This window comes from Agrobacterium sp. 5Ca50 (genome assembly GCF_055381905.1).
The window spans coordinates 3,462,539-3,487,500 of sequence record NZ_AP026438.1; the positions used below are offsets into that span (position 1 = coordinate 3,462,539).

Here is a 24,962-nt window from a genome sequence, read left to right on the forward strand (position 1 = left end):
GACGTCCGATCGGAAGCCTCACGAATCAAGAGCTTAAACAATACTGCCTTAGGGAATCTGCGGGAAGGGACTGGGCCAAAAAAGAAATGGCCCGCTTTGTCAAGCGGGCCAGCACTATATATTGTGGATAATTTTGATATGGTTAATATCTGTAGTGCTCAGCCTTGAACGGACCCACTTTCGATACACCGATATAGTCGGCCTGAACGTCAGAAAGTTCTGTCAGCTTCACGCCAAGCTTCTCGAGGTGAAGGCGGGCAACCTTTTCATCGAGGTGCTTCGGCAGCACATAGACGTCGTTTTTGTATTCGCCTGGCTTGGTGTACAGCTCGATCTGGCCCAACACCTGGTTGGTGAAGGACGCCGACATCACGAAGGATGGGTGACCTGTGGCATTGCCAAGGTTCAGCAGACGACCTTCCGAAAGAAGGATCATGCGGTTGCCCTTGGCAAACTCGATCATGTCGACCTGTGGCTTGATGTTGGTCCACTTCAGGTTCTTCAGTGCAGCAACCTGGATTTCGTTGTCGAAGTGGCCGATGTTGCCAACAATCGCCATATCCTTCATCTCGCGCATATGCTCGATGCGAATAACGTCCTTGTTGCCGGTTGTGGTGATGAAGATGTCAGCGGAAGAAACAACATCCTCCAGACGGACAACTTCAAAACCATCCATAGCGGCCTGCAAAGCGCAGATAGGGTCGATTTCGGTAACCTTGACGCGGGCGCCAGCACCCTGAAGCGAAGCAGCCGAACCCTTGCCGACGTCGCCGTAACCGCACACGACAGCAACCTTACCAGCCATCATCACGTCGGTAGCGCGGCGAATACCATCAACCAGCGATTCCTTGCAGCCGTACTTGTTGTCGAACTTCGACTTGGTAACGCTGTCGTTGACGTTAATTGCCGGGAAGGGGAGAAGACCCTTTTTAGCCAGGTCGTACAGGCGGTGAACACCTGTGGTGGTCTCTTCGGTCACGCCCTTGATTGCGTCGCGCTGCTTGGTGAACCAGCCTGGCGATGCCTTGAGGCGCTTCTTGATCTGTGCAACGAGAATTTCTTCTTCTTCAGAGCCCGGGTTGGACAGAACGTCTTCGCCAGCTTCTGCGCGTGCGCCGAGCAGGATGTACATGGTAGCATCGCCGCCATCATCCAGGATCATGTTGGATGGCTCGCCATCGGTCCACTGGAAGATTTTGTCGGTGTATTCCCAGTATTCTGTCAGGCTTTCGCCCTTGATCGCAAAAACAGGAATGCCAGCAGCGGCAATAGCGGCGGCCGCATGGTCTTGCGTGGAGAAAATGTTGCAGGATGCCCAACGAACATCAGCGCCGAGTTCCTTCAACGTCTCGATCAGAACAGCAGTCTGGATCGTCATGTGCAGCGAACCGGAAATGCGTGCGCCCTTGAGCGGCTTGGAAGCACCGAATTCGCTGCGGCACGCCATCAGACCCGGCATTTCGGTTTCGGCGATATCAAGTTCCTTGCGGCCAAATGCGGCAAGATTGATATCAGCTACGACATAATCTTTGGTTTCAGTGCTCATGCGTTTCTCCAGATCAGTGAGGTGCGATCCGCACCCCTTGGTGGCAACTGTTGGCCAAGGGGTGTATCAGGCTTAAACCAATCTGGCAATAATGATATAAAGAAGTCTTTATGTCTTTATATGACTTTACGCTTCTTCACCGAAACGGTTGGCAACCAGCGCGTCGAGAGCGGCAAGCGCCTCTTCAGCCTGATTGCCACTTGCTTCCACAAGCACCGTGCAGCCAGGGCTGGCTGCCAGCATCATAAGACCCATTATCGAGGTTCCGCCAACCGTCATTCCGTCTTTTGAAACGGTGATCTCGGCGTCAAATCCGTCAACCATCTGCACGAATTTTGCCGAGGCACGCGCATGCAGGCCGCGTTTATTGATAATCAGCAATTCGCGCGATAATGGCGACATGGGTGTGAAATGTCCGTTATTTTCCGCTCAAGACGCGGCTGGCAACATTGATGTACTTGCGGCCCGCATCAGATGCTTCCTGCAGCGCCTTGTCCATATTGTTCTCGCCGCGCACGCCGGCCAGCTTGATAAGCATAGGCAGGTTTACACCGGCAATCACCTCGATTGGACCATTATGCATCACGGAAATAGCGAGATTTGACGGTGTACCGCCGAACATGTCGGTCAGGATGATAACGCCGTTTCCATCATCTGCACGCGCAACGGAATCAAGAATATCCTGCCGGCGCTGATCCATGTCATCTTCCGGGCCGATTGAAACCGCTTCGATCAACTTCTGCGGACCTACGACATGCTCTACTGCATGACGAAATTCTTCAGCCAGCTTGCCATGAGTGACAAGCACAAGTCCGATCATGAAATGCTCCCTTGCACACGCATTCTAATTGCCGACTACCGCAATGCCGCAATTCTGTCCACCGGTGGGTAGCCATCTTGGTGATGAAAACAGGAATCGCAAGTCCAAAAATGAGGCAATCGACGCATTTGTCTTATGCATAAAGCGAATTGCTTACCAATGTCCTGAACCTGGCAAGCGGATTATGGCATTGCAGCGGAATTCGTATGACGGGCAATTGCCCGCCACAGGGCAACGCATACATCTCGTTTTCCGGCGGCAGTCGCTCATGCGTGTCGTTTGGCGCCAGAACCATCACCGCATAATGCAATGTCGCCTTTTCAATGCTGTCCAGCCGAACAATACCGCTGCCGCGCAACTCCAGCAGCCCTGCAATTGACACAGGGCGTTCAGCGATGATTGTGCCGTCCTGCTGCTGCGAGACAAAAATCTGGTCATCGGCAATCAGTGCCGAGGATTGCCCAGCATAACGGGCTTCCGTCAGAAAAGCGAAGGCGAGAGAAGATTTTCCGCTGCCGGATGGTCCAACGAACAAAATGCCGATTTCATCGACTGTGATGGCGGTCGCATGAAGATTGATGCGATCAGCGCTCATGATGCTGTTCAGCGCTCGGCAGGCTCAGGGTAAAGCGTGCACCGGTTATCAAGCCGTGCTGGTCGAGCATGTTTTCTGCCTTCAGAGTGCCACCATGGGCTTCGGCAATTTGGCGGCTAATTGAGAGACCAAGGCCAGAATTCTGACCAAAGTCTTCCGTCGATGGCCGGTCGGTGTAAAAACGCTCGAAAATGCGGTCGATATTTTCTGCCTGAATACCCGGACCATTGTCTTCGACGCGGATCACACAACGATCCCGGTGCCGGTAAAGATGCACGAAGATCCGACCATTGTCTTCCGGTACGAAAGAGCGCGCATTCTCGATCAGATTGGTGACGATCTGGCCAAGACGCAGGTCATGGCCGTTGACGACAAAGTTGGTTTTGACCCCAGCCTTGTGATCCGCCTTGTATTCGATTTTGACGGCTTTTTTCTTGGCACTGATTTGCTGGGAAATCTCGACAAGGCTTTTGACGAGCACTTCCATATCAACGGGATTGGCATCGGCGCGGGCAAGTTCGGCATCAAGACGCGAGGCGTCGGAAATGTCGCTGATCAAGCGGTCAAGTCTACGCACATCGTGGAAAATGACTTCCGTAAGGCGCTGTTTAGATTGTTCCGTCTTGGCCAGTGGCAGGGTCTCAACCGCACTGCGCAATGAGGTCAGCGGATTTTTCAATTCGTGGCTGACGTCGGCAGCAAAGCTTTCGATGGCATCAATCCGGTCATACAGCGCCGTCGTCATTTCACGCAAGGCAATGGAAAGGTTACCAATTTCGTCCTGACGGGCAGAGAAGTCAGGGATTTCCTCGCGGGTGCGGGCACCGCGACGCACACGAATTGCGGCAGCTGACAAACGGCGCAAAGGTGTGGCGATGGTCGAAGACAACAGCAATGACAGCACAATGTTGACCAGTGTCGCGATACCGAACACGCGCATGATCGCCAGACGCTCGGCGTGCACGATCTTGTCGATGTCACCCGCCTGTGTCGACAACAGCAGAACACCAAGAACTGCGCGGAAGCGCTGTACTGGCACCGCAACCGACACGATCAGTTCACCCTTATCCGTCACGCGCACCACCGCGCCACGAACACCGGTCAATGCGTTCATGACCTCGGGGTAGATCGAGCCATCACCACCAGGCGCTTCTTTGTATTGAGGAAGACTGCCGGATTGCAGCATGCGGTTAAACAGGCTGGCGAACCAGTCGCCCCAGCTTGTCGTTTCATTGGAAACTGGCGGCAAATCAAAACGCAGGACCTGGCCGCGCGAATAAAGGTGGCGCGAATCAAGCAGCAGGTTTGCATCCGCATCAAACAGGCGGGCGCGTGTGCGGGTAGGGGAAATCAATCGACGTAGAACCGGGGCAACCCGTTCCGGATTGATCGGGAAGCTCAGGTCCTCATCATTGGGAACAGGCGTAATGCTCTGGCCCGCTTGTAGTTCAAGCAACTTTTCCGGATTGATGGTGATCGAGTTGGTATCAACGGACGCCGATGCGGAAATCGCACCGGCAATGATTTCTCCCTGCGTCAGCAGACTTTCGACGCGGGCGTCGATCAGACCTTCACGGAACTGATTGAGGTAGAGAATACCGCCAACCAGAACGACGGTCGCTGCCACGTTGAAAAACAGGATACGGCGAGTAAGGCTGGAAAACACCGCATTGCCGAAGATCCGTCGAATGAGCGTCAACGGGTGAATACGGTGGGGGCGATCCTGCAAACGGTCGTCCGCATCCATATTCTGCGCGTTGTTCTCAAAGGTTTGCTTCAGCAATTCCTGTTCCTTTTCACCGCCCAAGTGAAGAAGGCCAAAACCGCCAGGGTTTTCAGCCTTTTCTTCATCAGACCCTGAAACCAGTCGCTTTGGACTGGCCATAACAGGGCGGTAACCGTCTCAAACCGGACGTTCTTATAGCCCGTTTAGGCCGCTTCGCGGAAGCGGTAGCCTACACCATAGAGCGTTTCGATCATATCGAAGTCAGTGTCAACGACCTTGAACTTTTTGCGGAGGCGCTTGATGTGGCTGTCGATGGTACGATCGTCGACGTAAACCTGCTCATCATAGGCAGCGTCCATCAGCGCATCACGGCTTTTGACCACGCCGGGACGCTGTGCAAGCGAATGCAGAATGAGGAACTCGGTTACTGTCAGTGTCACCGGCTCACCCTTCCATGTGCAGGTGTGACGTTCCTGATCCATGGCAAGCTGGCCGCGTTCCAGAGTACGGGCCTGCTGGTCAGCGGCGGATTTGGTGCCGAGTACACCACTTGCGGCGGCTTCACGGCTGCTGGCGCGGCGCAGAATAGCCTTTACGCGCTCCACCAGGAGGCGCTGCGAAAACGGCTTGGTGATAAAGTCGTCCGCACCCATTTTAAGGCCGAACAATTCGTCGATCTCTTCGTCTTTCGAGGTGAGAAAGATAACAGGGATATCAGACTTCTGGCGAAGGCGACGCAGCAGTTCCATGCCATCCATGCGTGGCATCTTGATGTCGAAGATGGCCAACTGCGGCGGACGGGCTAGAAGTCCATCCAGTGCCGATGCGCCATCGGTATAGGTCTCGACCTTGTAACCCTCGGCTTCGAGGGCGATGGAAACGGATGTCAGAATATTCCTGTCGTCGTCCACAAGGGCAATTGTCTGCATAGTGTTTATCTCCATCGTCATCTTCTCTCTCGACATCATACCCAGCCAGGTTGGAGCGCCGTGAGCGTGTTCATGAGTATAAAGGTGGAACAAATTGTGGCAAAGAAAAAGGATGCGACATCCTGCAATCTTCCAAACAGTCGTTTGCACCCGTCCTCAACGCGAAAATCTGCGATTGTTTAAACGATTTAAAATGAAATAAAATATTCTAAATCGATTAATATATTGAATTTATTGATGTATTTTAAAAGAGGCTCTTGCGTTTCCGAAAAACGGGTCATACGCTTGCGAAAATTTCAATGGTTATGCCTGCAACAAAAGGAAATTGCTCATGGAGGAGCTTGGAATTCGTAATCCTGCTAATGGAGTATCCGAGCTTGGTCTGGCTGGTGCGTCCAACGTCAAGTACAATCTCATCGAGAGCGAACTTTACGAAGAAGCAATCCGCAATGGTGAAGCCGATGTCACCGCTGATGGCGCATTGCGTGCAGTGACCGGCCAACACACAGGTCGTTCGCCAAAGGACAAGTTTGTTGTCCGCGACGCGGCGACGGAAAACACCATCTGGTGGGATAACAACAAGCCACTGTCTCCTGAAAAGTTCGAAATCCTGCACAAGGACATGCTGGCCCACGCTGCCGGCAAGACACTTTATGTACAGGATCTGCTGGGCGGTGCCGACGAAGACAACGTCCTTCCGGTTCGTGTTGTGACCGAACTGGCCTGGCATGCGCTTTTCATCCGCAACCTTCTGATCCGCCCGCTGCGTGAAAAGCTGGGTTCTTTCAAGCAGAAGCTGACCATCATCAACCTGCCAAGCTTCAAGGCTGATCCGGAGCGTCACGGCGTGCGCACCGAAACGGTGATTGCTTGCGATCTGACCAACGGTCTGGTGTTGATCGGCGGCACGTCCTATGCCGGTGAAAACAAGAAGTCGGTGTTCACTGTTCTCAACTACCTGCTGCCTGCCAAGGGCGTTATGCCAATGCACTGCTCGGCCAACGTTGGCCCTGCTGGTGATTCGGCCGTCTTCTTCGGCCTGTCTGGTACCGGCAAGACCACGCTGTCTGCAGATCCGTCGCGTACGCTGATCGGTGATGACGAGCATGGTTGGGGTGAAGATGGCATCTTCAACTTCGAAGGCGGTTGCTACGCCAAGGCAATCAAGCTTTCTGCAGAAGCAGAGCCGGAAATCTACGCGGCGACCCGTCGTTTCGGCACGGTTCTGGAAAATGTCGTACTGGACGAAAACCGCGTTCCGGATTTCAACGACAATTCGCTGACCGAGAACACCCGTAGCGCTTACCCGCTGCACTTTATCCCAAATGCGTCGGAAACCGGTATTGCCGGCCACCCGAAAACTATCATCATGCTGACAGCAGATGCCTTTGGCGTTCTGCCGCCAATTGCTCGTCTGACACCTGAGCAGGCCATGTACCACTTCCTGTCCGGTTACACCGCCAAGGTCGCCGGTACGGAAAAGGGCGTGACTGAGCCGGAAGCAACATTCTCGACCTGCTTCGGCGCACCATTCATGCCACGTCATCCGGCGGAATACGGTAACCTGCTGCGTGACCTGATCAGCCGCCACCAGGTGGATTGCTGGCTCGTCAACACCGGCTGGACCGGTGGTGCTTACGGCATTGGCAAGCGTATGCCGATCAAGGCAACCCGCGCACTGCTGACAGCGGCTTTGACAGGTGAGCTGAAAAACGCCCAGTTCCGCACGGACGCAAACTTCGGTTTCGCTGTGCCGACTTCGCTGGAAGGCGTCGACAGTGCCATTCTCGACCCGCGCTCGACTTGGGCTGATGGCGTTGCTTACGACGCACAGGCCAAGAAGCTGGTTTCGATGTTCGTGACCAACTTCACAAAGTTCGAGGATCACGTCGACAGCAAGGTGCGCGATGCCGCTCCTGGCCTGAAGATCGCTGCAGAATAAAAATGGATGCGGTGTTGCGTCATAAAGGACGCGGCACACTGTAGTTTGGATTCACGTGAAACCCCCGCGATATCTCGCTGGGGTTTCTTTATGCGAAGGCCTTTCACTCGGCTCTCCCGGTTTTCATTTCTGTCGATCTGTGGCATGACGCGCACCGGAGAAAACCGCTCATGGCCAGTGAACCACTTTTTGTCAGCAATCGAATAACGATTTCCGGATGGGAACTGACGGAACAATTCGTGCTGGCGGGTGGGCCGGGTGGCCAGAACGTCAACAAGGTTTCCACCGCCGTTCAACTGTTTTTCAGCGTTGAAACCTCTCCCGCCCTGACTGATCGTGTCAAGACAAACCTCAAGCAATTAGCGGGCCGTCGTCTCTCAAAAGAAGGCGTGTTGATGATTGAAGCCAGCCGCTTCCGCAGCCAGGAGCGCAATCGGGAAGATGCACGTGAGCGGTTGAAGGAGTTGATTCTTGAGGCTGCCAAACCACCACCGCCAGTGCGCAAAGCCACCAAACCCACAAAAGGTTCGGTTGAGCGTCGTCTGAAAGAGAAATCCGGACGCTCTGAAGTCAAGAAGATGCGCGGCCGCCCAATCGGTGATTGAAACTGCCACCACAAAACATGCTTGTATTTTGATCAGGCTTACAGTTCTTTAGTGTTTCCGAACATGAGAGGAAATCACCATGGGATTGTTCAGCTTTATCAAGAATGCCGGGAAGAAACTGGGCCTTGGAGGAGATGAAGAGGCTCCGGATGCCGAAGCTGTTAAAAAGGAGCTGGCGTCGCACAATCTCGGTACGGACAAGGTGCAGGTAGATGTGGTTGACGACAAGATCGTACTGAAGGGCGAAGTGGCCGATCAGTCCGCCTTTGAAAAAGCCGTTATCGCGGTTGGTAATACACTTGGCGTGTCCAAAGTGGAGGCTGGTGAACTGAAAGTGGCTGCGGCACCTGCAAAGGAGCCAGTTTTCTACACGGTCAAAAAAGGCGATAATCTCTGGAAGATTGCCGAAGCCCAGTACGGTAAAGGCAAGGGCGCCAAGAACAATATTATTTTCGAAGCCAACAAGCCGATGCTGACCCATCCGGATAAGATCTATCCGGGTCAGGTGCTGCGCATTCCGGCCCTGGACGAATAAACGCATTTCAAAAAATGGATACAAAAACGCCGCAGATTTCCAGTCTGCGGCGTATTTGATGTGTGCGGTGATCAAAGCTTTCTTAGCGCCACCGTATCGATCAGATGATTATTGCCCTTGCGCAGAATGAGGTCCGCACGTGGCCGGGTCGGCACGATATTCTGGCGCAGGTTCTTCAGATTGATATTGGCCCAAAGTCCCTCGGCAATCTGCAAGGCCTCTTCTTCACTAATTGAGGCATAACGATTGAAGAAGGAGTTGGGGTCACGGAACGCGGTTTTGCGCAGGTTCATGAACCGGTTGACGTACCAGTTATGGATCTGGTGTTCGTCTGCATCGATATAGATCGAGAAGTCGAAGAAATCCGAAACGATGGGCACGATACGACCGCCAGCGGGCAGATCCCGCGACTGCAGCACATTGATGCCTTCGAAAATCAAAATGTCCGGCTGGTCGATGACCGAATATTCATTTGGCAGGACATCATAGACCAGGTGCGAATAACGTGGCGCCTTGACCTCTGCCTGTCCCGCCTTGATGGCAGAGAGGAACCGCAACAATGCACCGATGTCGTAGCTTTCGGGAAATCCCTTGCGCTCCATCAGGCCTTCGCGTTTCAAGACAGCGTTTGGATAGAGAAAACCGTCCGTGGTGATCAGATCCACCTTCGGGCTGGAAGGCCAGCGTGCCAGCAGTTCTTTCAAGATACGGGCGGTGGTGGATTTTCCGACCGCAACCGAACCGGCAATGCCGATGACAAAAGGCGTCTTGTTGACATCGGACATGTTGAGGAAGCGGTTGCGCTGTTCGAACAGCAGTTGCGATGCTTCAACATGGGATGACAGAAGGCGCGATAACGAAAGATAGATACGCCGCACCTCGTCGAGATCGATCGGGTCATCGAGTGAACGTAATCGGCTGACCTCGTCGGCCGTCAGTGTCATCGGCGTATCGGCGCGGAACTTCGCCCATTCTTCCGAAGAGAAGAAATGGTAAGGCGAATAATCATCGGCTCGGAAATGATCGAGTGTACTGGTCGTCGGCATGCGCCTCTCCTCTGCGTGCCCGGCTTGATCAAGCCGTGGGACGCGACGCCTTTTCCTGAAGACCGGTCTGTGCCGTGCGGCGCTCCAGTTCCTCCATCACTTCCGTGAGCGGAATATCGGCAATCTTCAACACCACAAGCAGGTGGTAGAGAAGATCGGCGCTTTCCTTGGTCAGTTCAGTGCGGTCATTGGAAATGGCGGCAATCACGGTTTCAACCGCTTCTTCGCCCAGTTTCTTGGCTGCACGCGGCTGGCCTGCCGCAAAAAGTTTGGCCGTCCATGATTCGTCCGGTGACGCCGCAGCGCGCGCAGCGACGATACGTTCCAGATCGGCAAGGGAAAAACCGCTCATGATGTGTTCCTGAGGCTTATATCAGTCCAGACGCATGGCAATGCCATGGTTGGCCATATACTGTTTGGCTTCGCTAATGGAATAGAGACCAAAGTGGAAGATGGAAGCGGCGAGAACGGCAGTTGCGTGACCGTCACGGACACCAGCTACCAGATCATCGAGGTTTCCAACGCCACCGGACGCGATAACCGGTACGCGAACCGCGTCGGCAATCGTGCGTGTCAGCGCAATGTCGTAACCGCTCTTGGTGCCATCCCGGTCCATGGACGTGATGAGCAGCTCGCCAGCGCCGCGTTCCACCATCTTGATGGCGAATTCAACGGCATCGATGCCGGTCGTCTGGCGACCGCCATGGGTGAAAATTTCCCAACGGTCAGTTTCACCCGGAGCCGAAACCTTCTTGGCGTCAATCGAAACGACGATGCACTGGTTGCCGAATTTGTCTGCAGCCTGTGCCACAAAATCCGGATCCTTCACTGCTGCGGAATTGATCGACACCTTATCGGCGCCACACAACAGCAGCTTACGGATGTCGGCAACCGCACGAACGCCACCACCCACGGTTAACGGCATGAAACAGTGATCGGCAGTACGGGAGACAACGTCAAAAATGGTGTCGCGATTGTCCGATGAGGCGGTAATGTCGAGGAAACAAAGTTCATCGGCACCGGCGGCGTCATAAGCTTTTGCCGCTTCGACAGGATCGCCAGCATCGATCAGATCAACAAAGTTGACGCCTTTGACAACGCGACCGTCTTTTACATCAAGGCAGGGGATGACACGGGCTTTGAGGCTCATGCGCGTGCCTCCTTGATCAGCGCCAATGCTTGCGCAGGATCGATGCGGCCATCATAAAGCGCGCGACCAGAAATCGCGCCCTCCAGTTTGGCTGCGTCCGGTTCCAGCATGCGTTTGACATCATCGATCGAAGCGAGACCACCCGATGCGATCACCGGAATGGAGACGGCACCGGCCAGCTCCAACGTAGATGGCCAGTTGATACCGGTCAGAATGCCGTCACGGTCAATGTCGGTATAGATGATTGCGGCAACGCCAGCGCCCTCAAAACGCTTGGCAAGTTCAATCACACCAAGTTCTGAGGCTTCCGCCCAGCCTTCGACAGCCACCTTGCCACCCTTGGCATCAATGCCAACGGCAACCTGTCCCGGAAATCGTTTGCAGGCCTCGATGACAAGCATTGGATCACGCACGGCGACGGTGCCGAGAATAACGCGAGCCAGCCCGCGCGACAGCCACGCTTCAATATGGTCCAGCGTACGGATGCCGCCACCAAGCTGCACAGGGTTCGTGGTCGCCTTCAAGATGGCGTCGACCGCAGCACCATTGACGCTTTCACCGGCAAAGGCGCCGTTCAGATCCACCACATGCAGCCATTCAAAACCTTGATCTTCAAAGGCCTTAGCCTGAGCGGCAGGGTCTGGATTGTAAACGGTGGCCTTGTCCATATCGCCGAGTTTCAGGCGTACGCACTGGCCGTCTTTAAGGTCGATTGCGGGAAAAAGGATCATGTCAGGGCTTCCAGCGCAGGAAATTGGAAATAAGGGCGAGGCCAAGCGTCTGGCTTTTTTCAGGATGGAACTGTGCTCCGGCCATGTTGTCGCGGCCAACAAATGCAGTCATCGCCCCGCCGTAATTGGTGGTGGCGATAACGTCATCATGGTTCGTCGCTGCCAGATGGTAGGAATGCACGAAATAGGCGTGCAGACCGTCTCTTCCGGTTTTGATGTCGTTGAACAACGGGTGAGGGTGTTTCACATCCAGCGTATTCCAGCCGATCTGCGGAATTTTCAGGGTCTTGTCGTCAGGTGTCATTTCAACGACGTCGCCCTTGATCCAGCCAAGCCCTTCAGAGGTGGTTTTCTCAAGGCCGCGCGAGGACATCAGCTGCATGCCAACACAGATGCCAAGAAACGGCCGTGCCTTGTGTTCGACAACGTCCTTCAATGCCTCCAACATGCCAGGAACGGCGTTGAGGCCGGCGCGACAATCTGCGTAGGCGCCGACGCCGGGCAGCACAACACGGTCAGCTTTCGCCACAACGTCTGCCTTGTCAGTCAGTTCGATCGTGGCGGCAATGCCAGCTTCAGTTGCGGCCCGTTCAAAAGCCTTGGTGGCCGAGCGCAGATTGCCCGAACCGTAGTCGATGATTGCCACACGCATGTCAGCGCCTTCCACTGAAATCGAACTGGAACAGTCCGGCTGCATCACTGTCTGCAAGACGCGACACGCCCTGCGATGAGGTTTTCCATTCCGGTTTTACAACAACCGTCTCTGGCGGCGGTTCGTCTGCGGCCATGGAAAAATGAATGGTTTCGGCAGTTGCCAGATCGGGAGCGACGATAATGTCTTTCGTTTCCCAACCCTTGGCGGTCAGATGTCGAATAAGCAGGTTTCGCCCCTCAAAACCGGTCAGCAGAGCAAGGGTCAGCGCGCAGAGAGCACCTGCGACCTCAAATCCGCTGACTGTAGACAGGGCTCCGGCGAGGATCTGGACCACAATGGCAAGGACCGCAAACAGCCACAGGCGGTTCGCACCAAGCCATATCCACGGCACGATAAAACCAAGCCAGGAAAAGCGGTCGGCAACGAACCGGGTCGAAAGCCCTTGTGGATCGGCTCCATCGGGCGCTTCAAGAACGAGATAGCTTGTCATGGCTTTCCTGAAAAATTTCAGAGCGGCTGAAAGGCGTCTTGCCTTCCTGCCTGCTCAGACATTCAGGCCAGCATGCCCTTGGTAGAGGGTACGCGACCTGCCTGCCGTGGATCGATTTCCGTTGCGGTGCGCAGCACGCGGGCAACGGCCTTGAAGCATGTTTCGGCGATATGATGGTTGTTAGCGCCGTAGTGGTTGAGAATATGCAGGGTTATACCGGCGTTCTGTGCCAGTGCCTGGAAGAACTCACGCACCAACTCGGTGTCGAACGTGCCTATTTTCGGCGCGGAAAAATTGACGTTCCACACGAGGAATGGCCGCCCGGAGATATCGACAGCCGCTTTGGTCATGGTTTCATCCATGGCAAGGTCAAGCGAGGCATAGCGCGTGATACCGCGGCGATCTCCCAGTGCCTTGGCAATGGCCTGGCCAATGGCAATGCCGGTGTCCTCGACCGTATGGTGATCGTCGATATGCAGGTCACCCTGTACCTCGATTTCCATATCGATCAGCGAATGGCGGGCAAGCTGGTCCAGCATGTGGTCAAAAAAGCCGACGCCAGTCGAAATTTTTGATTGTCCGGTCCCGTCGACATTTACGCGCACCGATACCGATGTCTCGTTGGTCTTGCGGGAAATCTCACCCTTACGCTCTGCCATTCTGGCTGCTCCATGCAAATGATGGCCGTTCCTTATCAGCAAGAACGGCAAATATCCAGAAGTTACATCACCTTGTCATATAGTGGCCTGTGTTGACATTGTCAGCATGATTGCAATCGCCAAAAGCCTCCTTACATAGACGCTTGGAAAGGGCCACGTCGGTCCGATTGTAACGTGCCCATCGAGGGTAGACAGGTGTTTGATGACAACGATTATAACGGTTCGTAAGGGCGGTAAGGTCGTAATCGCCGGTGACGGCCAGGTCAGTCTCGGCCAAACGGTTATGAAGGGCAATGCCCGCAAGGTCCGCCGCATCGGTAAGGGTGAAGTTGTAGCCGGATTTGCCGGTGCGACGGCCGATGCCTTTACGCTGCTCGACCGACTTGAAAAGAAACTGGAACAATATCCAGGCCAGTTGATGCGTGCTGCGGTTGAGCTTGCCAAAGACTGGCGCACGGATAAGTATCTGCGTAATCTCGAAGCCATGATGATTGTCGCTGACAAGACCATAACACTGGCCATCACCGGCAATGGTGATGTGCTGGAACCGGAACATGGCACCATGGCCATCGGTTCCGGTGGAAACTTTGCGTTTGCAGCGGCTCGCGCCATGATGGATTCTGACAAGAGTGCGGAAGACATTGCTCGTCGCGCGCTCGATATTGCTGCTGATATTTGCGTTTATACCAACCATAGTTTTGTGATCGAGACTCTCGATTCCGATAACTGAATCCGGCTACGAAGGCCGTGAGGTAAAATTCATGACAACTTTTTCTCCCCGCGAAATCGTCTCGGAACTTGACCGTTACATCATTGGCCAACACGAGGCGAAACGCGCTGTAGCGATTGCCTTGCGCAACCGGTGGCGTCGTCAGCAGCTTGATGAGAGCCTGCGCGACGAAGTCATGCCGAAGAACATTCTGATGATTGGACCGACCGGTGTCGGCAAGACGGAAATCTCCCGACGTCTTGCAAAGCTGGCCGGTGCTCCGTTCATCAAGGTCGAAGCAACCAAATTTACCGAAGTGGGTTATGTTGGCCGCGATGTCGAACAGATCATTCGCGATCTGGTTGAGATCGGCATCGGTCTGGTTCGCGAAAAGAAACGCGCCGAGGTGCAGGCCAAGGCGCATGACAGTGCTGAAGAGCGCGTTCTCGATGCGCTGGTCGGAACCACAGCGTCGCCTGCCACGCGTGAAAGCTTCCGCAAGAAGCTGCGTGATGGTGAACTGGACGACAAGGAAATCGATATCGAGATTGCCGATAGCGGAGCGGGCATGCCCGGCTTCGACATTCCCGGCATGCCAGGCGCTAATATCGGCGTTCTGAACCTGTCGGAAATGTTCGGCAAGGCTATGGGCGGCAAGTCTAAGAAAGTCCGCACCACGGTTTCGAAATCCTATCCTGAGTTGATCCGTGACGAATCTGACAAGCTGATCGACAACGAAGTCATCCAGCGTGAAGCTGTACGATCTGTTGAAAATGACGGTATCGTCTTCCTCGACGAAATCGATAAGATCGCGGCGCGTGATGGCGGCATGGGTGCCGGTGTGTCGCGCGAAGGCGTGCAGCGAGACCTTCTGCCATTGGTGGAAGGCACCACGGTGTCGACCAAATATGGTCCGGTAAAAACCGACCATATCCTGTTCATCGCGTCGGGCGCATTCCATGTGGCCAAACCTTCGGATCTTCTTCCGGAACTTCAGGGCCGTCTGCCGATCCGCGTGGAATTGAAGGCGCTGTCCAAGGACGATTTCCGTCGTATCCTGACGGAGCCGGAAGCAAGCCTCATCCGCCAGTACAAGGCTCTGATGAAGACTGAAGAGCTTGATCTCGATTTCTCCGAAGACGCGATTGATGCACTGGCCGATGTGGCGGTCCACCTCAACTCAACCGTGGAGAATATCGGCGCACGTCGTCTGCAAACGGTGATGGAGCGGGTTCTAGACGACATCTCCTATAATGCACCGGACCGTGGCGGCTCCGCAGTCAACATCGACAGCGAATATGTTCGCAAGCATGTTGGCGACATTGCCGCTGACACCGATCTGTCCCGCTATATTCTGTAAAAAGAACCATCGTTACTGCAATATTCGGTGATACGGTCTGCTTTTCCTCGACATCCAGCCTCTCTTTTCTGTAAGGGGAGGCTGGAATTTGTTTGGGAACTCCTTTTACGGAGCAGCGTGCAGATGTAACCACTCTGGAGGAGAGGGAAGCATCTCAGGGAAGAATGAGGCATCCGGTCTTGCGCCATACAATTGTGACACTCGCCGCCGCACTGCTGATGACGGCTTTTTCGACTGCAGCAGCTGATGCTGCCACGCTTGTTCCTGCGGGTAACCGCAATGCGGAACAGCCGGGTGTACCAGGTGCATCGGCGCGACGCACGAAAGCCAGCAATTCAAGTTACGAGAGAAAATACCAGAAGGTCATCGATCTCCTGTCCAGCGACAAGCAGCTTATCGGTAAGATCAAGTCGACAGCCGGTCGCTACGGCATCGACCCCATTCACATGATCGGTGCGATTGTCGGCGAACATACCTATAATGTCGACGCCTACGACCGCTTGCAGTCCTATTACGTCAAGGCGGCATCCTACGCTGGCAGCAGTTTCCGCTTCGGTTATGAAGACGAAACCATTGCCCAGTTCATTGCAAAACCTGAATTTGCCAACTGTTCGCCAAACTCGGATGCTTACCGTCTGTGGTCGTGCCGGGAAAATGTCTGGGAAAAAAGCTTCCGTGGCCGCAAGGTTGGTGGAAAATCCTATCCGGACAATCGTTTTAGTGCCGTATTTTTCCAGCCCTTTTATGCAGGTCAGACCTTTGGTTTGGGCCAGATGAACCCGCTGACAGCTCTGATGCTGACTGACATGGTTTCCAAAACATCGGGCTATGAAAAGCTGGATGAAAACGACGCTGCGGCGGTTTACAAGGCGATTATGGATCCTGATCGCTCGCTTGCCTTCATGGCTGCGTCGATCCGCAAATCAATTGACGATTACAAGTCCATTGCAAACATGGATATTTCTGACAATCCCGGTCTGACATCGACGCTCTATAATGTCGGTGGCTCCACACAGCGTGCCGGAGCTTTGGCCGCGCGCAATCGCGCCCGTGCTGCCGCAGGTGATGGGCCAGCCTGGCCGGAAGAAAACTATTACGGCTGGTTGGTCAACGACCGCATCGAAGACCTCAAAAAATTGCTGTAAGCCATCAGGCTTGGATCTGCCCAAGGCCTATTTTGTTATTGATCTTGAAGGATTTGTTCCCAGACGGAACAGATCCTTCTTACTTTTGTGTGATTGACTAAAAATATCCTGCTGGCAATGTGGCACCCAAACACCAGAAGTTTTGGAGAGCCCTGTATGACCTTCGTTGAAAAGCATGGACTATCTGTAGACGCAAAGCTGCACGACTTTCTGACCACAGAAGTCCTGCCTGAAACCGGACTTGATGCCGATGCGTTTTTTGCCGGTTTTTCCGAAATCGTGCACGACCTTTCGCCGAAGAATCGCGCTCTGTTGGAAAAGCGTGACGCGTTTCAGGCTAAACTTGATGACTGGTACCGGCAGAACGGTGCACCTGTAGATCTTGCTGTCTACGAGCAATTTCTCCGCGATATCGGTTACATCCAGCCGGAGGGCGGTGCCTTCACCATTTCGACTCATAATGTCGATCCGGAAATCGCGCAGATCGCTGGCCCGCAGCTTGTCGTTCCGGTCATGAATGCCCGTTACGCGCTGAATGCTGCCAATGCCCGCTGGGGTTCGCTGTACGACGCGCTTTATGGCACGGATGCCATTCCTGAAACCGACGGTGCCGAAAAGACCGAAGGCTACAATCCCAAGCGCGGTGACAAGGTCATTGCGTGGGTACGAGCATTTCTCAATGACGCGTTTCCGCTTGTTGATGGTGACTGGACCGCTATCAACGCCTTGCGGGTCAACAACGGAACATTGGAAATCGCCTCATCCAGTGGCGTGACAGGCCTCAAAAATCCTGCGCAGTTTGCCGGCTACAAAGGGGAGGCGACGCAGGCTTCCGCTATTCTGCTGGCCAATCATGGTCTGCATATCGAAATTGTCATCGACCCAACAACCGCGATTGGCAAAAGCGATGCTGCCGGCATCTCGGATGTGATTGCCGAATCGGCGCTGACAACCATCATGGACTGCGAAGATTCCATCGCCGCTGTGGATGCTGCTGACAAGGTTGAAGTCTATCGGAACTGGCTTGGCCTGATGCGCGGTGATCTCAAGGAAAGCGTGACCAAGGCGGGCAAGACATTTACCCGCACGCTGAACACCGATCGTGACTACACGGCCCCTGATGGTTCAGCACTGACGCTACCCGGTCGTTCGCTGATGTTGATTCGCAATGTCGGCCACCTAATGACTAACCCGGCTATTCTTGACCGTAACGGTAACGAGGTGCCCGAAGGCATCATGGATGGTGTCATCACCGCTTTGATTGCGCTTTATGATATTGGCCCCGGTGGTCGCTACAAGAACTCGCGTGCCGGTTCGATGTATGTCGTGAAGCCCAAGATGCATGGCCCGGAAGAAGTGGCCTTCGCATGCGAAATCTTCTCGCGTGTTGAGGTTTTGGTTGGCATGAAACCCAACACCATGAAAATGGGCATTATGGATGAGGAGCGCCGCACCACGGTCAATCTCAAGGAGTGCATTCGCGCGGCAAAGGACCGTGTTGTGTTCATCAATACCGGTTTTCTTGATCGCACCGGTGACGAAATGCACACATCCATGGAAGCGGGTCCAATGATCCGCAAGGGCGACATGAAGCAGGCGGCTTGGATTGCAGCCTACGAAAACTGGAATGTCGACATCGGTCTGGAATGTGGATTGTCCGGTCATGCGCAGATCGGCAAGGGCATGTGGGCCATGCCGGACCTGATGGCAGCGATGCTGGAGCAGAAGATCGCCCATCCAAAGGCTGGCGCAAACACGGCTTGGGTACCTTCACCGACTGCGGCGACACTGCACGCGACCCATTACCACAAGATCGATGTTGCCGCCGTCCAGCAGGGGCTTAAAAGCCGCCCGCGCGCCAAGCTGGGCGATATTCTCTCGGTACCTGTCGCCAACCGTCCAAACTGGTCTGCTGAAGACATCCAGCGCGAACTGGATAACAACGCCCAGGGAATTTTGGGCTACGTCGTGCGTTGGGTTGATCAGGGTGTTGGTTGTTCCAAGGTTCCTGACATCAACAATGTTGGCCTGATGGAAGATCGTGCGACCCTGCGCATCTCTGCGCAACACATGGCCAACTGGCTACATCACGGTATCGCCAGTCGTCAGCAGATCGTTGAAACAATGCAGCGAATGGCAGCTGTGGTCGATGGTCAGAATGCCGGCGATGCTGCGTACACACCGATGGCCGGAAATTTTGACGATTCCGTTGCTTTCCAGGCAGCACTGGAACTGGTGCTGGAGGGCCGTATGCAGCCAAACGGTTATACTGAACCGGTTCTGCACCGCCGTCGCCAGGAGTTGAAGGCAAAGCTGGCAGGCTGATATATCCCCGCAGGTCTGTCACGAGGCGAGACAGCGTCGTGACAGACATTGTCATGAACTGCGGCGCTGGGCTGCAACGATCCGGGTTTCTTCCCAGGCAAGCTTTTTCCCGGATAAAGAGGACAATTCCAGCCGCGAAACCGGATGATTTGTATTGGTCTCCACCAGTGTGGAGCGAGGTTCGTCGGCTTGGTAGAGGTGGTCTTCACCCCATTGTCGCAACGAGACAATAACTAGAAAAAGTCGTCTCCCTTTTTCAGTCAGCACATATTCCTGATAGGCACTGCCATCAGAGGCTGGGGCCAGCGCTAGTACGCCCGCCTCAACAAGATCGCGCAACCGCGTTGTCAGCATACCCTTGGCAATACCGAGGTTCTGCTGAAACTGGCTGAATCGACTGATGCCATCAAATGCATCGCGAATGATAAGCAAGGACCACCAGTCACCGATCGCGTCCAGCGTCCGCGCGACTGGACACTCCGCTTCCCGAAAACTCTTCCGTTTCATCTGCTTTGTTCCACGTTAACGCGCTTCTTGGCGGCTATCTGCCAAATCTGGTTCTAAAATAGAACTGGAATGCGAATGTGACAAGTGGTCTTGTTATAAGACTAGAAAGGAAACATGTTATGGAAACGCCAGTCAATCTTGCCCCATTCCACCCCGATGCATCACACGTCCAAAGCCTTCCACCCGCCAGCCTGTCTGGCTGGATCATTCTGATCTTTGCTTTGACCTGTGGTCTCAGTGTCGCGAATATCTATTATGCCCAGCCATTGCTCGATGTCATGGCGGCTGACTTTGGTATTGAGCCCGCATCAATTGGACTTGTCGTCACGCTGACGCATGTCGGTTACGTCGCAGGGCTTCTGCTCATCGTGCCGGCTGGTGATCTGATCGACCGCCGTAAGCTTATCATCCGCCAAATCCTTCTGTCCGCGGTGGCGTTGATGATTGTTGCAACAGCCCAGCATGTCGCCATTCTCTTCGTCGGAATGATCTGTGTCGGACTTCTTGCTGTTGTCGTGCAGGTCATCGTGGCTTTTACCGCGACGTTGACGGCTCCCAGACAACAGGGACACGCCATTGGCCTTGTGACGGGCGGGGTAGTGATAGGCATTCTTGCTGCCCGGTTTGTCTCCGGTGTACTCGCTGATTTCGGCGGCTGGCGCACCGTTTATATGGTGTCCGCATTTTTGATGCTGATCATGGGTCTGGTGCTTGCCCGTGTCCTGCCGGGCGGAGCGCCGTCCACCGCACGGACAGGCAGCTATTGGGCAATCGTAAAATCCATACCAGCATTGTTTCTGCGAGAGCGCATTCTGCGCGAGCGAGGCATCCTGGCTTTTCTCATTTTTGCAAGTTTTAGCACCTTGTGGACGGCAATGGTGTTGCCACTGAGTACTACTCCTTTTTCGCTTTCACACACCAGTATAGGGCTGTTTGGTATTGCCGGCCTAGCGGGTGCACTTGCTGCCAGTGGAGCCGGACATCTTGCCGATCGTGGTCATGCTAACCGGGTAACGGGCCTGTCGCTCCTTTTGCTCAGCCTTTCATGGTTGCTGGTCGGCCTTTTGCCCGCGTCTTTGCTGCTTTTTGTCGTAGGTGTGGTGTTGCTTGATTTCGCAATTCAGGCAGTCCATGTGACCAATCAGAGTGTGATCTTTACGGCTCGCCCAGATGCGCGCAGTCGTCTGGTTGGCGGTTACATGGTGTTCTATTCGACAGGAAGTGCAGTAGGAGCCATCTCGTCAACCACCGCCTATGCCCAATTTGGCTGGACGGGCGTATCGATGCTCGGTGCAACATTCAGCCTGTCCGCCGTGTTATTCTGGATTTCTTCAAGCGTCATGCGACAGCACAACATCTGAGCAAACAAAAAAGCCGCCAGGACGTTCTCCGGCGGCTTTTGTGATTTTGGTCGTTTGCGTGACCTTACTGGATCACGATAACCTTGGAGGTACGGCCTGGACGAACACGGCTGTAAAGATCGATCACATCCTGATTGATCATACGGATGCAGCCGGAGGACGCAGCTGTGCCGATCGAAGCCCATTCTGGCGAACCATGGATACGGAACAGTGTGTCCTGACCCTTTTCGTTAAACAGGTACATGGCGCGTGCGCCGAGCGGGTTTCTGAGACCAGGACCCATGCCCTTTTCAACGTACTGGGCAATATCCGGCTTGCGTACAGCCATTTCCTTTGGCGGGTGCCACATTGGCCATTCCTGCTTCCAGGCAACATAGGCTTCGCCCGCCCATGCAAAACCCTGCTTGCCAACGCCGATGCCGTAACGAACGGCGCGGTTGCCGGACATGACGTAATACAGGAAACGCTCGCGGGTGTTGACGATGATCGTGCCCGGCTTTTCCTGTGTCTGGAACTCAACGATCTGGCGGCGGAACTTCTCGTTCACACGCTCGATCGGAATTGCTGGCAGTGCGTAACCGGCGTCGGTGACCGGACCATAAACATCGTTGAAAATCTGAACAGTTTCAACGCGGGCAGGGGCTGCTATCGGAGCAGCCTCGTTCTTCGAAACTTCAGAACTCGTAGAAGCACAACCGGTTATGGCAAGCGTTGCTGTCAGACCGAATGCAGTCAAAATAGTGCGAATGCGCATGATGTTCTCGCGGAAAATGACGCTGGTGATGGGGAAGGTTGAACCACCTTTGTCAGCAGCTTATTTTCCATTAGACTGGGCTTTGCAAGGCATTGCGTTGCAGCATCACGCTATGCAGCGATTAATTGTGACGGGATGGCCTTTTTGCAACATTTCACAGGGCTTTGATATGACCATCGTTTCATTTGGTGCCGGTAACCCGCTGGTCGACGGGCGGCAATCTGAAAAGGCCATGCTGGTGCGACGTGGCGTGCAGCGTTTGTTGCATGAGATGCGCCATGCTGTGTTGCCAGAATTGCCGCTTGCCAATGGCCGACGCGCGGACTTGATCAGCCTGTCCATGAAAGGCGAGATCTGGATCATCGAGATCAAATCATCGATTGAAGATTTTCGTGTCGATCGCAAATGGCCGGAATATCGCTTGTTTTGCGACAGGCTGTTTTTTGCAACCCATAATGAAGTGCCGCTTGATATCTTTCCGCCGGACTTTGGTCTGATTGTTTCGGACGGGTACTCGGCGCATATGTTGCGCGAGGCACCGGAACACAAGCTGGTACCGGCGCGGCGTAAGGCGATCACTCTCGACTTCTCACGAACGGCGGCGCGCCGCTTGATGCTCGCCGAATGGCAAACCGGCCAAACCTTTGGGGAGTGACCGGTCAGCGTCCTTACTTAGGGGCTCTTTTGGCCAGAATGCGCTGCAGGGTGCGGCGGTGCATATTCAAACGACGAGCTGTTTCCGACACGTTGCGTTCACACATCTCGTAGACGCGCTGAATGTGCTCCCAGCGTACTCGGTCCGCAGACATCGGGTTTTCCGGTAGTTCCTTTTTCTCACCGGCGCGCTGCGTCAACGCATTGAAGACGTCATCAGCATCGGCAGGTTTTGCCAGGTAATCCAGTGCACCCAGCTTAACGGCGGTAACAGCGGTGGCAATGTTGCCATAACCTGTCAGCACGACGATCTGCGTGTCGTCGCGGTTCTGACGAATGGCTTCGATGACTTCCAGACCATTGCCATCCGTCAGGCGCAAATCGACCACCGCGTATTTCGGTGGCATGATCTTCGACTTGGCAATGCCTTCACTGACCGTCTCGGCCGTGTCGACAACAAATCCTCTTGTTTCCATGGCGCGTGCCAGACGGCGCAAAAACGGACCGTCATCATCAACGATCAGCAGGGTCTTGTCAGGCCCGATATGGTCTTCTGTTGGTTGGTCTGCGCCACTTAACGCTGTGGTTTGGGTTTCGTTGCTCATGCCCCGGCCTCCCGGCTATTTCTGTCTTTATAGGTGATAATTGTTATGGCCCTTAGCGGCCTTGGCGTAAAGTCATTTCGCCCTGATGTCGTCCATGATGCTGCGCGGCCAGACCACTTTGACGCGTGCGCCTGTCGTGTCGGATCGGTTCTCGAATGTCAGCGTAGCGCCGGAACGTTCCAGCAGGGTTTTGGCAATAAAAAGCCCGAGGCCCAATCCGCCGGCGCGCGCCATGTTCTGGCGTTTGGTCACGTAGGGATCACCGATACGCACCAGAATGTCCGGGGCGTAACCCTCGCCGTCATCTTCAATGGTAATGCGCACCTGCTGGGCGTTGTGTTCAACAGTGATGATCACCGATTTGCTGGCGTAGTCGACGGCGTTTTCGATCAGGTTGCCCAGACCGTACAGTATGCCAGCGTTACGGGATCCGACAGGCTCTCCATCCCGTCCATTGATGTCGACCAGATTGATCTTGATGCCAAACTCGCGGTGCGGCGCGATCACCTCCTCCATTAACGAGGAGAGAGGCAGACGACGCATATGTTCTTCGCCGTCAGCAGAAAGGGAAGTCAGCCGCTTCAGAATGTCACGGCAACGTTCGCTCTGGCTGCGCAGCAGCGAGACATCCTCGCCAAACCGCTCATCCTTACCAAGCTCGCGTTCCATTTCCTTCGCGACCACACTAATCGTGGCAAGTGGTGTGCCCAATTCATGGGCTGCGGCCGCAGCAAGGCCATCAAGCTGCGACAGATGTTTTTCGCGTTCCAGCACCAGTTCCGTGGCCGCCAGTGCATTGGCAAGCTGATTGGCTTCATTGGAAACCCGGTAGGCGTAGAAGGCGGTAAACAGCATCATAGCAATGATCGAGCACCACATGCCGACCTGCATGATCGGTTGGATCGGCAATGGCTCACCCGGATACCAAGGTACGGGATAGGGGGAGAATGCAATAATTGCCGAGCAGACAAGTGCAATACCCAACAGCACTTGCGAATAACGCAGCGGCTGCGAGGCAAATGCAATGATAACCGGAACGGAAATTAGTGGGCTGAACGGGTTGGAGAGACCGCCGGTGATGTAAAGAAGCGCTGTCAGCTGCAGAAGGTCAAATGCAAGTAGCAAAGTGGCCGAACGCGGCTCAAGTCGGTGTGTCGATGGGAAGCGGGCAGTCAGAACAAGATTGGCGGCCGCCAATGCTGCGACGAGAAGGATGCACGGCACCAAAGGCAGTGGGAACTTCAGCACCAATTCCACCAGCAGCAGTGTTGCACTCTGCCCGGCTACTGCTAGCCAGCGTAAACGCACAATTGTTTGCAAACGTATCTGGCGGCTGAACCGGTCAAGCTGGGTATTTTCGATTGGCTGAACGGCCATGCCAGTCTCCTTCATGCTATTCACGTCAGACTTTATTGTCTTGTCGCGGGCATAGCGGTCAAAACTCTTGGTACCGACCGGGAGGGACACAGGTCTTGCGACACGTGATCAGGTGCCGCGTGGCTTTGCACGGTTGGTCGGCGCGGCATCTGCGGGATTTTCTGGCCAAGGGTGTCGCGGGTAACGGCCACGCATGTCAGCGCGTACATCTCTCCACGAACCGGACCAGAACCCTGGTAGGTCGCGTGTCGTCTGTATGGGGCGATGCGCAGGCGAGGTCAATTCCAACAGGAGCGGTAATTTGCCGCCTGCAACAGCAGGATGTGTCTTGAGGCCAAACAATTCCTGCACCCGTATGACCAGCAATGGCTCTTCACCGTCATAATGTACCTGATGTCGTTGACCCGTAGGAGCTTCGAAATGGGTTGGCGCAAGTCGGGGAAGATCGCGGTCCAACCCATGCGGTAGAAGTGACATCAACCCGTCAAACAACGTCCCGGGTTTGACGTCGGAAAGACCTTTGCAGTCGCTCTGAAAGGGTACAAACCAGTCTTCAAGCCTCGACAGTAGAGCGTCATCGCTCATATCCGGCCATGGTTCACCCAATGTACGGTGCAGGAACCCGATACGGTGGCGCAATTGCTGTGCTTCTTTGCTGAAGCCAAGCAGCGACAATCCACGCTCCCGAATGCCTTGCGCCATTGCCATGGCAGCTTTCTCCCCGGTGGGGCGCGGT

The 24,962-nt window shown here is 54.6% G+C and carries 27 protein-coding genes (1 of these 27 cut by a window edge); 9 read left to right on the plus strand and 18 right to left on the minus strand.

Annotated features, from left to right (window positions below; all coding sequences use genetic code 11):
- Positions 1-142 precede the first annotated feature (142 nt).
- The 6 genes from ahcY to chvI all read right to left on the minus strand — a co-directional run bounded on the left by ahcY (position 143) and on the right by chvI (position 5,616).
- A complete protein-coding gene (gene ahcY, locus ACZ5FM_RS16590) occupies positions 143-1,546 on the minus strand; it encodes an adenosylhomocysteinase (RefSeq protein ID WP_464039271.1) in 1,404 nt (467 codons plus the stop codon).
- A 126-nt stretch (positions 1,547-1,672) separates the two neighbouring features.
- Positions 1,673-1,948 (minus strand): HPr family phosphocarrier protein, encoded by a 276-nt coding sequence (locus ACZ5FM_RS16595; protein WP_192490618.1) that lies wholly within the window; start codon positions 1,946-1,948, stop codon positions 1,673-1,675.
- Between the two features lie 16 nt (positions 1,949-1,964).
- A complete protein-coding gene (locus ACZ5FM_RS16600; RefSeq protein ID WP_192490619.1) occupies positions 1,965-2,366 on the minus strand; it encodes a PTS sugar transporter subunit IIA in 402 nt (133 codons plus the stop codon).
- 133 nt (positions 2,367-2,499) lie between these two features.
- Positions 2,500-2,961, minus strand: a complete 462-nt coding sequence (locus tag ACZ5FM_RS16605; protein ID WP_464039272.1) for an HPr kinase/phosphorylase — start codon at positions 2,959-2,961, stop codon at positions 2,500-2,502.
- The gene (locus ACZ5FM_RS16610; RefSeq protein ID WP_405049461.1) at positions 2,951-4,708 is read right to left on the minus strand and encodes a stimulus-sensing domain-containing protein; all 1,758 of its coding nucleotides are present in this window, start codon (positions 4,706-4,708) and stop codon (positions 2,951-2,953) included. Before ACZ5FM_RS16610 ends, ACZ5FM_RS16605 begins: the two co-directional genes overlap by 11 nt.
- Positions 4,709-4,890: 182 nt before the next feature.
- Positions 4,891-5,616: a two-component system response regulator ChvI gene (gene chvI, locus ACZ5FM_RS16615; protein ID WP_464039273.1), complete on the minus strand. Its 726-nt coding sequence runs from the start codon at positions 5,614-5,616 to the stop codon at positions 4,891-4,893.
- A 331-nt stretch (positions 5,617-5,947) separates the two neighbouring features.
- Between chvI and ACZ5FM_RS16620 the strand changes: the two genes are divergently transcribed.
- The 3 genes from ACZ5FM_RS16620 to lysM all read left to right on the plus strand — a co-directional run bounded on the left by ACZ5FM_RS16620 (position 5,948) and on the right by lysM (position 8,698).
- Positions 5,948-7,558: a phosphoenolpyruvate carboxykinase gene (locus tag ACZ5FM_RS16620; RefSeq protein WP_250984117.1), complete on the plus strand. Its 1,611-nt coding sequence runs from the start codon at positions 5,948-5,950 to the stop codon at positions 7,556-7,558.
- Positions 7,559-7,728: 170 nt separating this feature from the next.
- Positions 7,729-8,163: an alternative ribosome rescue aminoacyl-tRNA hydrolase ArfB gene (gene arfB / locus ACZ5FM_RS16625; protein WP_192490624.1), complete on the plus strand. Its 435-nt coding sequence runs from the start codon at positions 7,729-7,731 to the stop codon at positions 8,161-8,163.
- Positions 8,164-8,242: 79 nt separating this feature from the next.
- Positions 8,243-8,698 carry a peptidoglycan-binding protein LysM gene (gene lysM, locus ACZ5FM_RS16630; protein WP_192490625.1) on the plus strand — a complete coding sequence of 152 codons (456 nt, stop codon included), beginning with the start codon at positions 8,243-8,245 and terminating at the stop codon, positions 8,696-8,698.
- Positions 8,699-8,769: 71 nt separating this feature from the next.
- On the opposite strand, the gene coaA is transcribed toward lysM, so the two are convergent.
- The 7 genes from coaA to hisB form a co-directional block, all read right to left on the minus strand.
- Positions 8,770-9,744, minus strand: coding sequence for a type I pantothenate kinase (gene coaA / locus ACZ5FM_RS16635; protein ID WP_250984115.1), 975 nt, complete (start codon positions 9,742-9,744; stop codon positions 8,770-8,772).
- 28 nt (positions 9,745-9,772) lie between these two features.
- Positions 9,773-10,096 (minus strand): phosphoribosyl-ATP diphosphatase, encoded by a 324-nt coding sequence (locus tag ACZ5FM_RS16640; protein WP_250984114.1) that lies wholly within the window; start codon positions 10,094-10,096, stop codon positions 9,773-9,775.
- A gap of 21 nt (positions 10,097-10,117) precedes the next feature.
- Entirely contained in the window at positions 10,118-10,894 is a 777-nt protein-coding gene (gene hisF, locus ACZ5FM_RS16645; RefSeq protein ID WP_259148919.1) for an imidazole glycerol phosphate synthase subunit HisF, read from the minus strand.
- Positions 10,891-11,625, minus strand: coding sequence for a 1-(5-phosphoribosyl)-5-[(5-phosphoribosylamino)methylideneamino]imidazole-4-carboxamide isomerase (gene hisA / locus ACZ5FM_RS16650; RefSeq protein WP_464039274.1), 735 nt, complete (start codon positions 11,623-11,625; stop codon positions 10,891-10,893). The genes hisF and hisA overlap by 4 nt, the downstream gene beginning before the upstream one ends.
- Position 11,626: 1 nt before the next feature.
- A complete protein-coding gene (hisH, locus tag ACZ5FM_RS16655; protein ID WP_464039275.1) occupies positions 11,627-12,277 on the minus strand; it encodes an imidazole glycerol phosphate synthase subunit HisH in 651 nt (216 codons plus the stop codon).
- 1 nt (position 12,278) lies between these two features.
- A complete protein-coding gene (locus ACZ5FM_RS16660) occupies positions 12,279-12,770 on the minus strand; it encodes a DUF2628 domain-containing protein (protein WP_464039276.1) in 492 nt (163 codons plus the stop codon).
- A 62-nt stretch (positions 12,771-12,832) separates the two neighbouring features.
- Complete coding sequence (gene hisB, locus ACZ5FM_RS16665) at positions 12,833-13,429, minus strand: imidazoleglycerol-phosphate dehydratase HisB (RefSeq protein ID WP_192490632.1); 597 nt, start codon at positions 13,427-13,429, stop codon at positions 12,833-12,835.
- Positions 13,430-13,631: 202 nt separating this feature from the next.
- On the opposite strand from hisB, the gene hslV reads away from it, so the two are divergent.
- From hslV to ACZ5FM_RS16685, 4 genes are all read left to right on the plus strand, one after another.
- Entirely contained in the window at positions 13,632-14,159 is a 528-nt protein-coding gene (gene hslV / locus ACZ5FM_RS16670; protein ID WP_192490633.1) for an ATP-dependent protease subunit HslV, read from the plus strand.
- Positions 14,160-14,190: 31 nt separating this feature from the next.
- On the plus strand, positions 14,191-15,498 hold the full coding sequence (gene hslU, locus ACZ5FM_RS16675) for an ATP-dependent protease ATPase subunit HslU (protein WP_250984107.1): 1,308 nt from the start codon (positions 14,191-14,193) through the stop codon (positions 15,496-15,498).
- Between the two features lie 179 nt (positions 15,499-15,677).
- Positions 15,678-16,643 carry a DUF1402 family protein gene (locus tag ACZ5FM_RS16680; RefSeq protein ID WP_250984106.1) on the plus strand — a complete coding sequence of 322 codons (966 nt, stop codon included), beginning with the start codon at positions 15,678-15,680 and terminating at the stop codon, positions 16,641-16,643.
- 156 nt (positions 16,644-16,799) lie between these two features.
- Positions 16,800-18,968 carry a malate synthase G gene (locus ACZ5FM_RS16685; RefSeq protein ID WP_464039277.1) on the plus strand — a complete coding sequence of 723 codons (2,169 nt, stop codon included), beginning with the start codon at positions 16,800-16,802 and terminating at the stop codon, positions 18,966-18,968.
- A 51-nt stretch (positions 18,969-19,019) separates the two neighbouring features.
- Here ACZ5FM_RS16685 and ACZ5FM_RS16690 read toward each other — a convergent pair whose 3' ends face one another.
- Positions 19,020-19,475 carry a winged helix-turn-helix transcriptional regulator gene (locus tag ACZ5FM_RS16690; protein ID WP_259148914.1) on the minus strand — a complete coding sequence of 152 codons (456 nt, stop codon included), beginning with the start codon at positions 19,473-19,475 and terminating at the stop codon, positions 19,020-19,022.
- 119 nt (positions 19,476-19,594) lie between these two features.
- Between ACZ5FM_RS16690 and ACZ5FM_RS16695 the strand changes: the two genes are divergently transcribed.
- Positions 19,595-20,836, plus strand: coding sequence for an MFS transporter (locus ACZ5FM_RS16695; protein WP_464039278.1), 1,242 nt, complete (start codon positions 19,595-19,597; stop codon positions 20,834-20,836).
- Between the two features lie 64 nt (positions 20,837-20,900).
- Here the strand turns inward: ACZ5FM_RS16695 and ACZ5FM_RS16700 are convergent, their stop codons facing one another.
- Positions 20,901-21,590, minus strand: a complete 690-nt coding sequence (locus tag ACZ5FM_RS16700; protein ID WP_250984102.1) for a L,D-transpeptidase — start codon at positions 21,588-21,590, stop codon at positions 20,901-20,903.
- A gap of 169 nt (positions 21,591-21,759) precedes the next feature.
- Here ACZ5FM_RS16700 and ACZ5FM_RS16705 point away from each other — a divergent pair, with 169 nt between their 5' ends.
- Entirely contained in the window at positions 21,760-22,245 is a 486-nt protein-coding gene (locus ACZ5FM_RS16705; protein ID WP_250984343.1) for an MmcB family DNA repair protein, read from the plus strand.
- 13 nt (positions 22,246-22,258) lie between these two features.
- Here ACZ5FM_RS16705 and ACZ5FM_RS16710 read toward each other — a convergent pair whose 3' ends face one another.
- From ACZ5FM_RS16710 to hrpB, 3 genes are all read right to left on the minus strand, one after another.
- Complete coding sequence (locus tag ACZ5FM_RS16710) at positions 22,259-22,849, minus strand: ActR/PrrA/RegA family redox response regulator transcription factor (RefSeq protein ID WP_192490641.1); 591 nt, start codon at positions 22,847-22,849, stop codon at positions 22,259-22,261.
- A gap of 72 nt (positions 22,850-22,921) precedes the next feature.
- A complete protein-coding gene (locus ACZ5FM_RS16715) occupies positions 22,922-24,226 on the minus strand; it encodes an ActS/PrrB/RegB family redox-sensitive histidine kinase (protein WP_464039279.1) in 1,305 nt (434 codons plus the stop codon).
- 108 nt (positions 24,227-24,334) lie between these two features.
- Positions 24,335-24,962 carry the 3' end of an ATP-dependent helicase HrpB gene (gene hrpB / locus ACZ5FM_RS16720; protein WP_464039280.1) on the minus strand. 1,862 nt of this gene lie beyond the right edge of the window, so 628 of the gene's 2,490 nt are visible here — the last part of the coding sequence; its start codon lies off the right edge, out of view — the gene reads right to left on this strand; it ends in the stop codon at positions 24,335-24,337.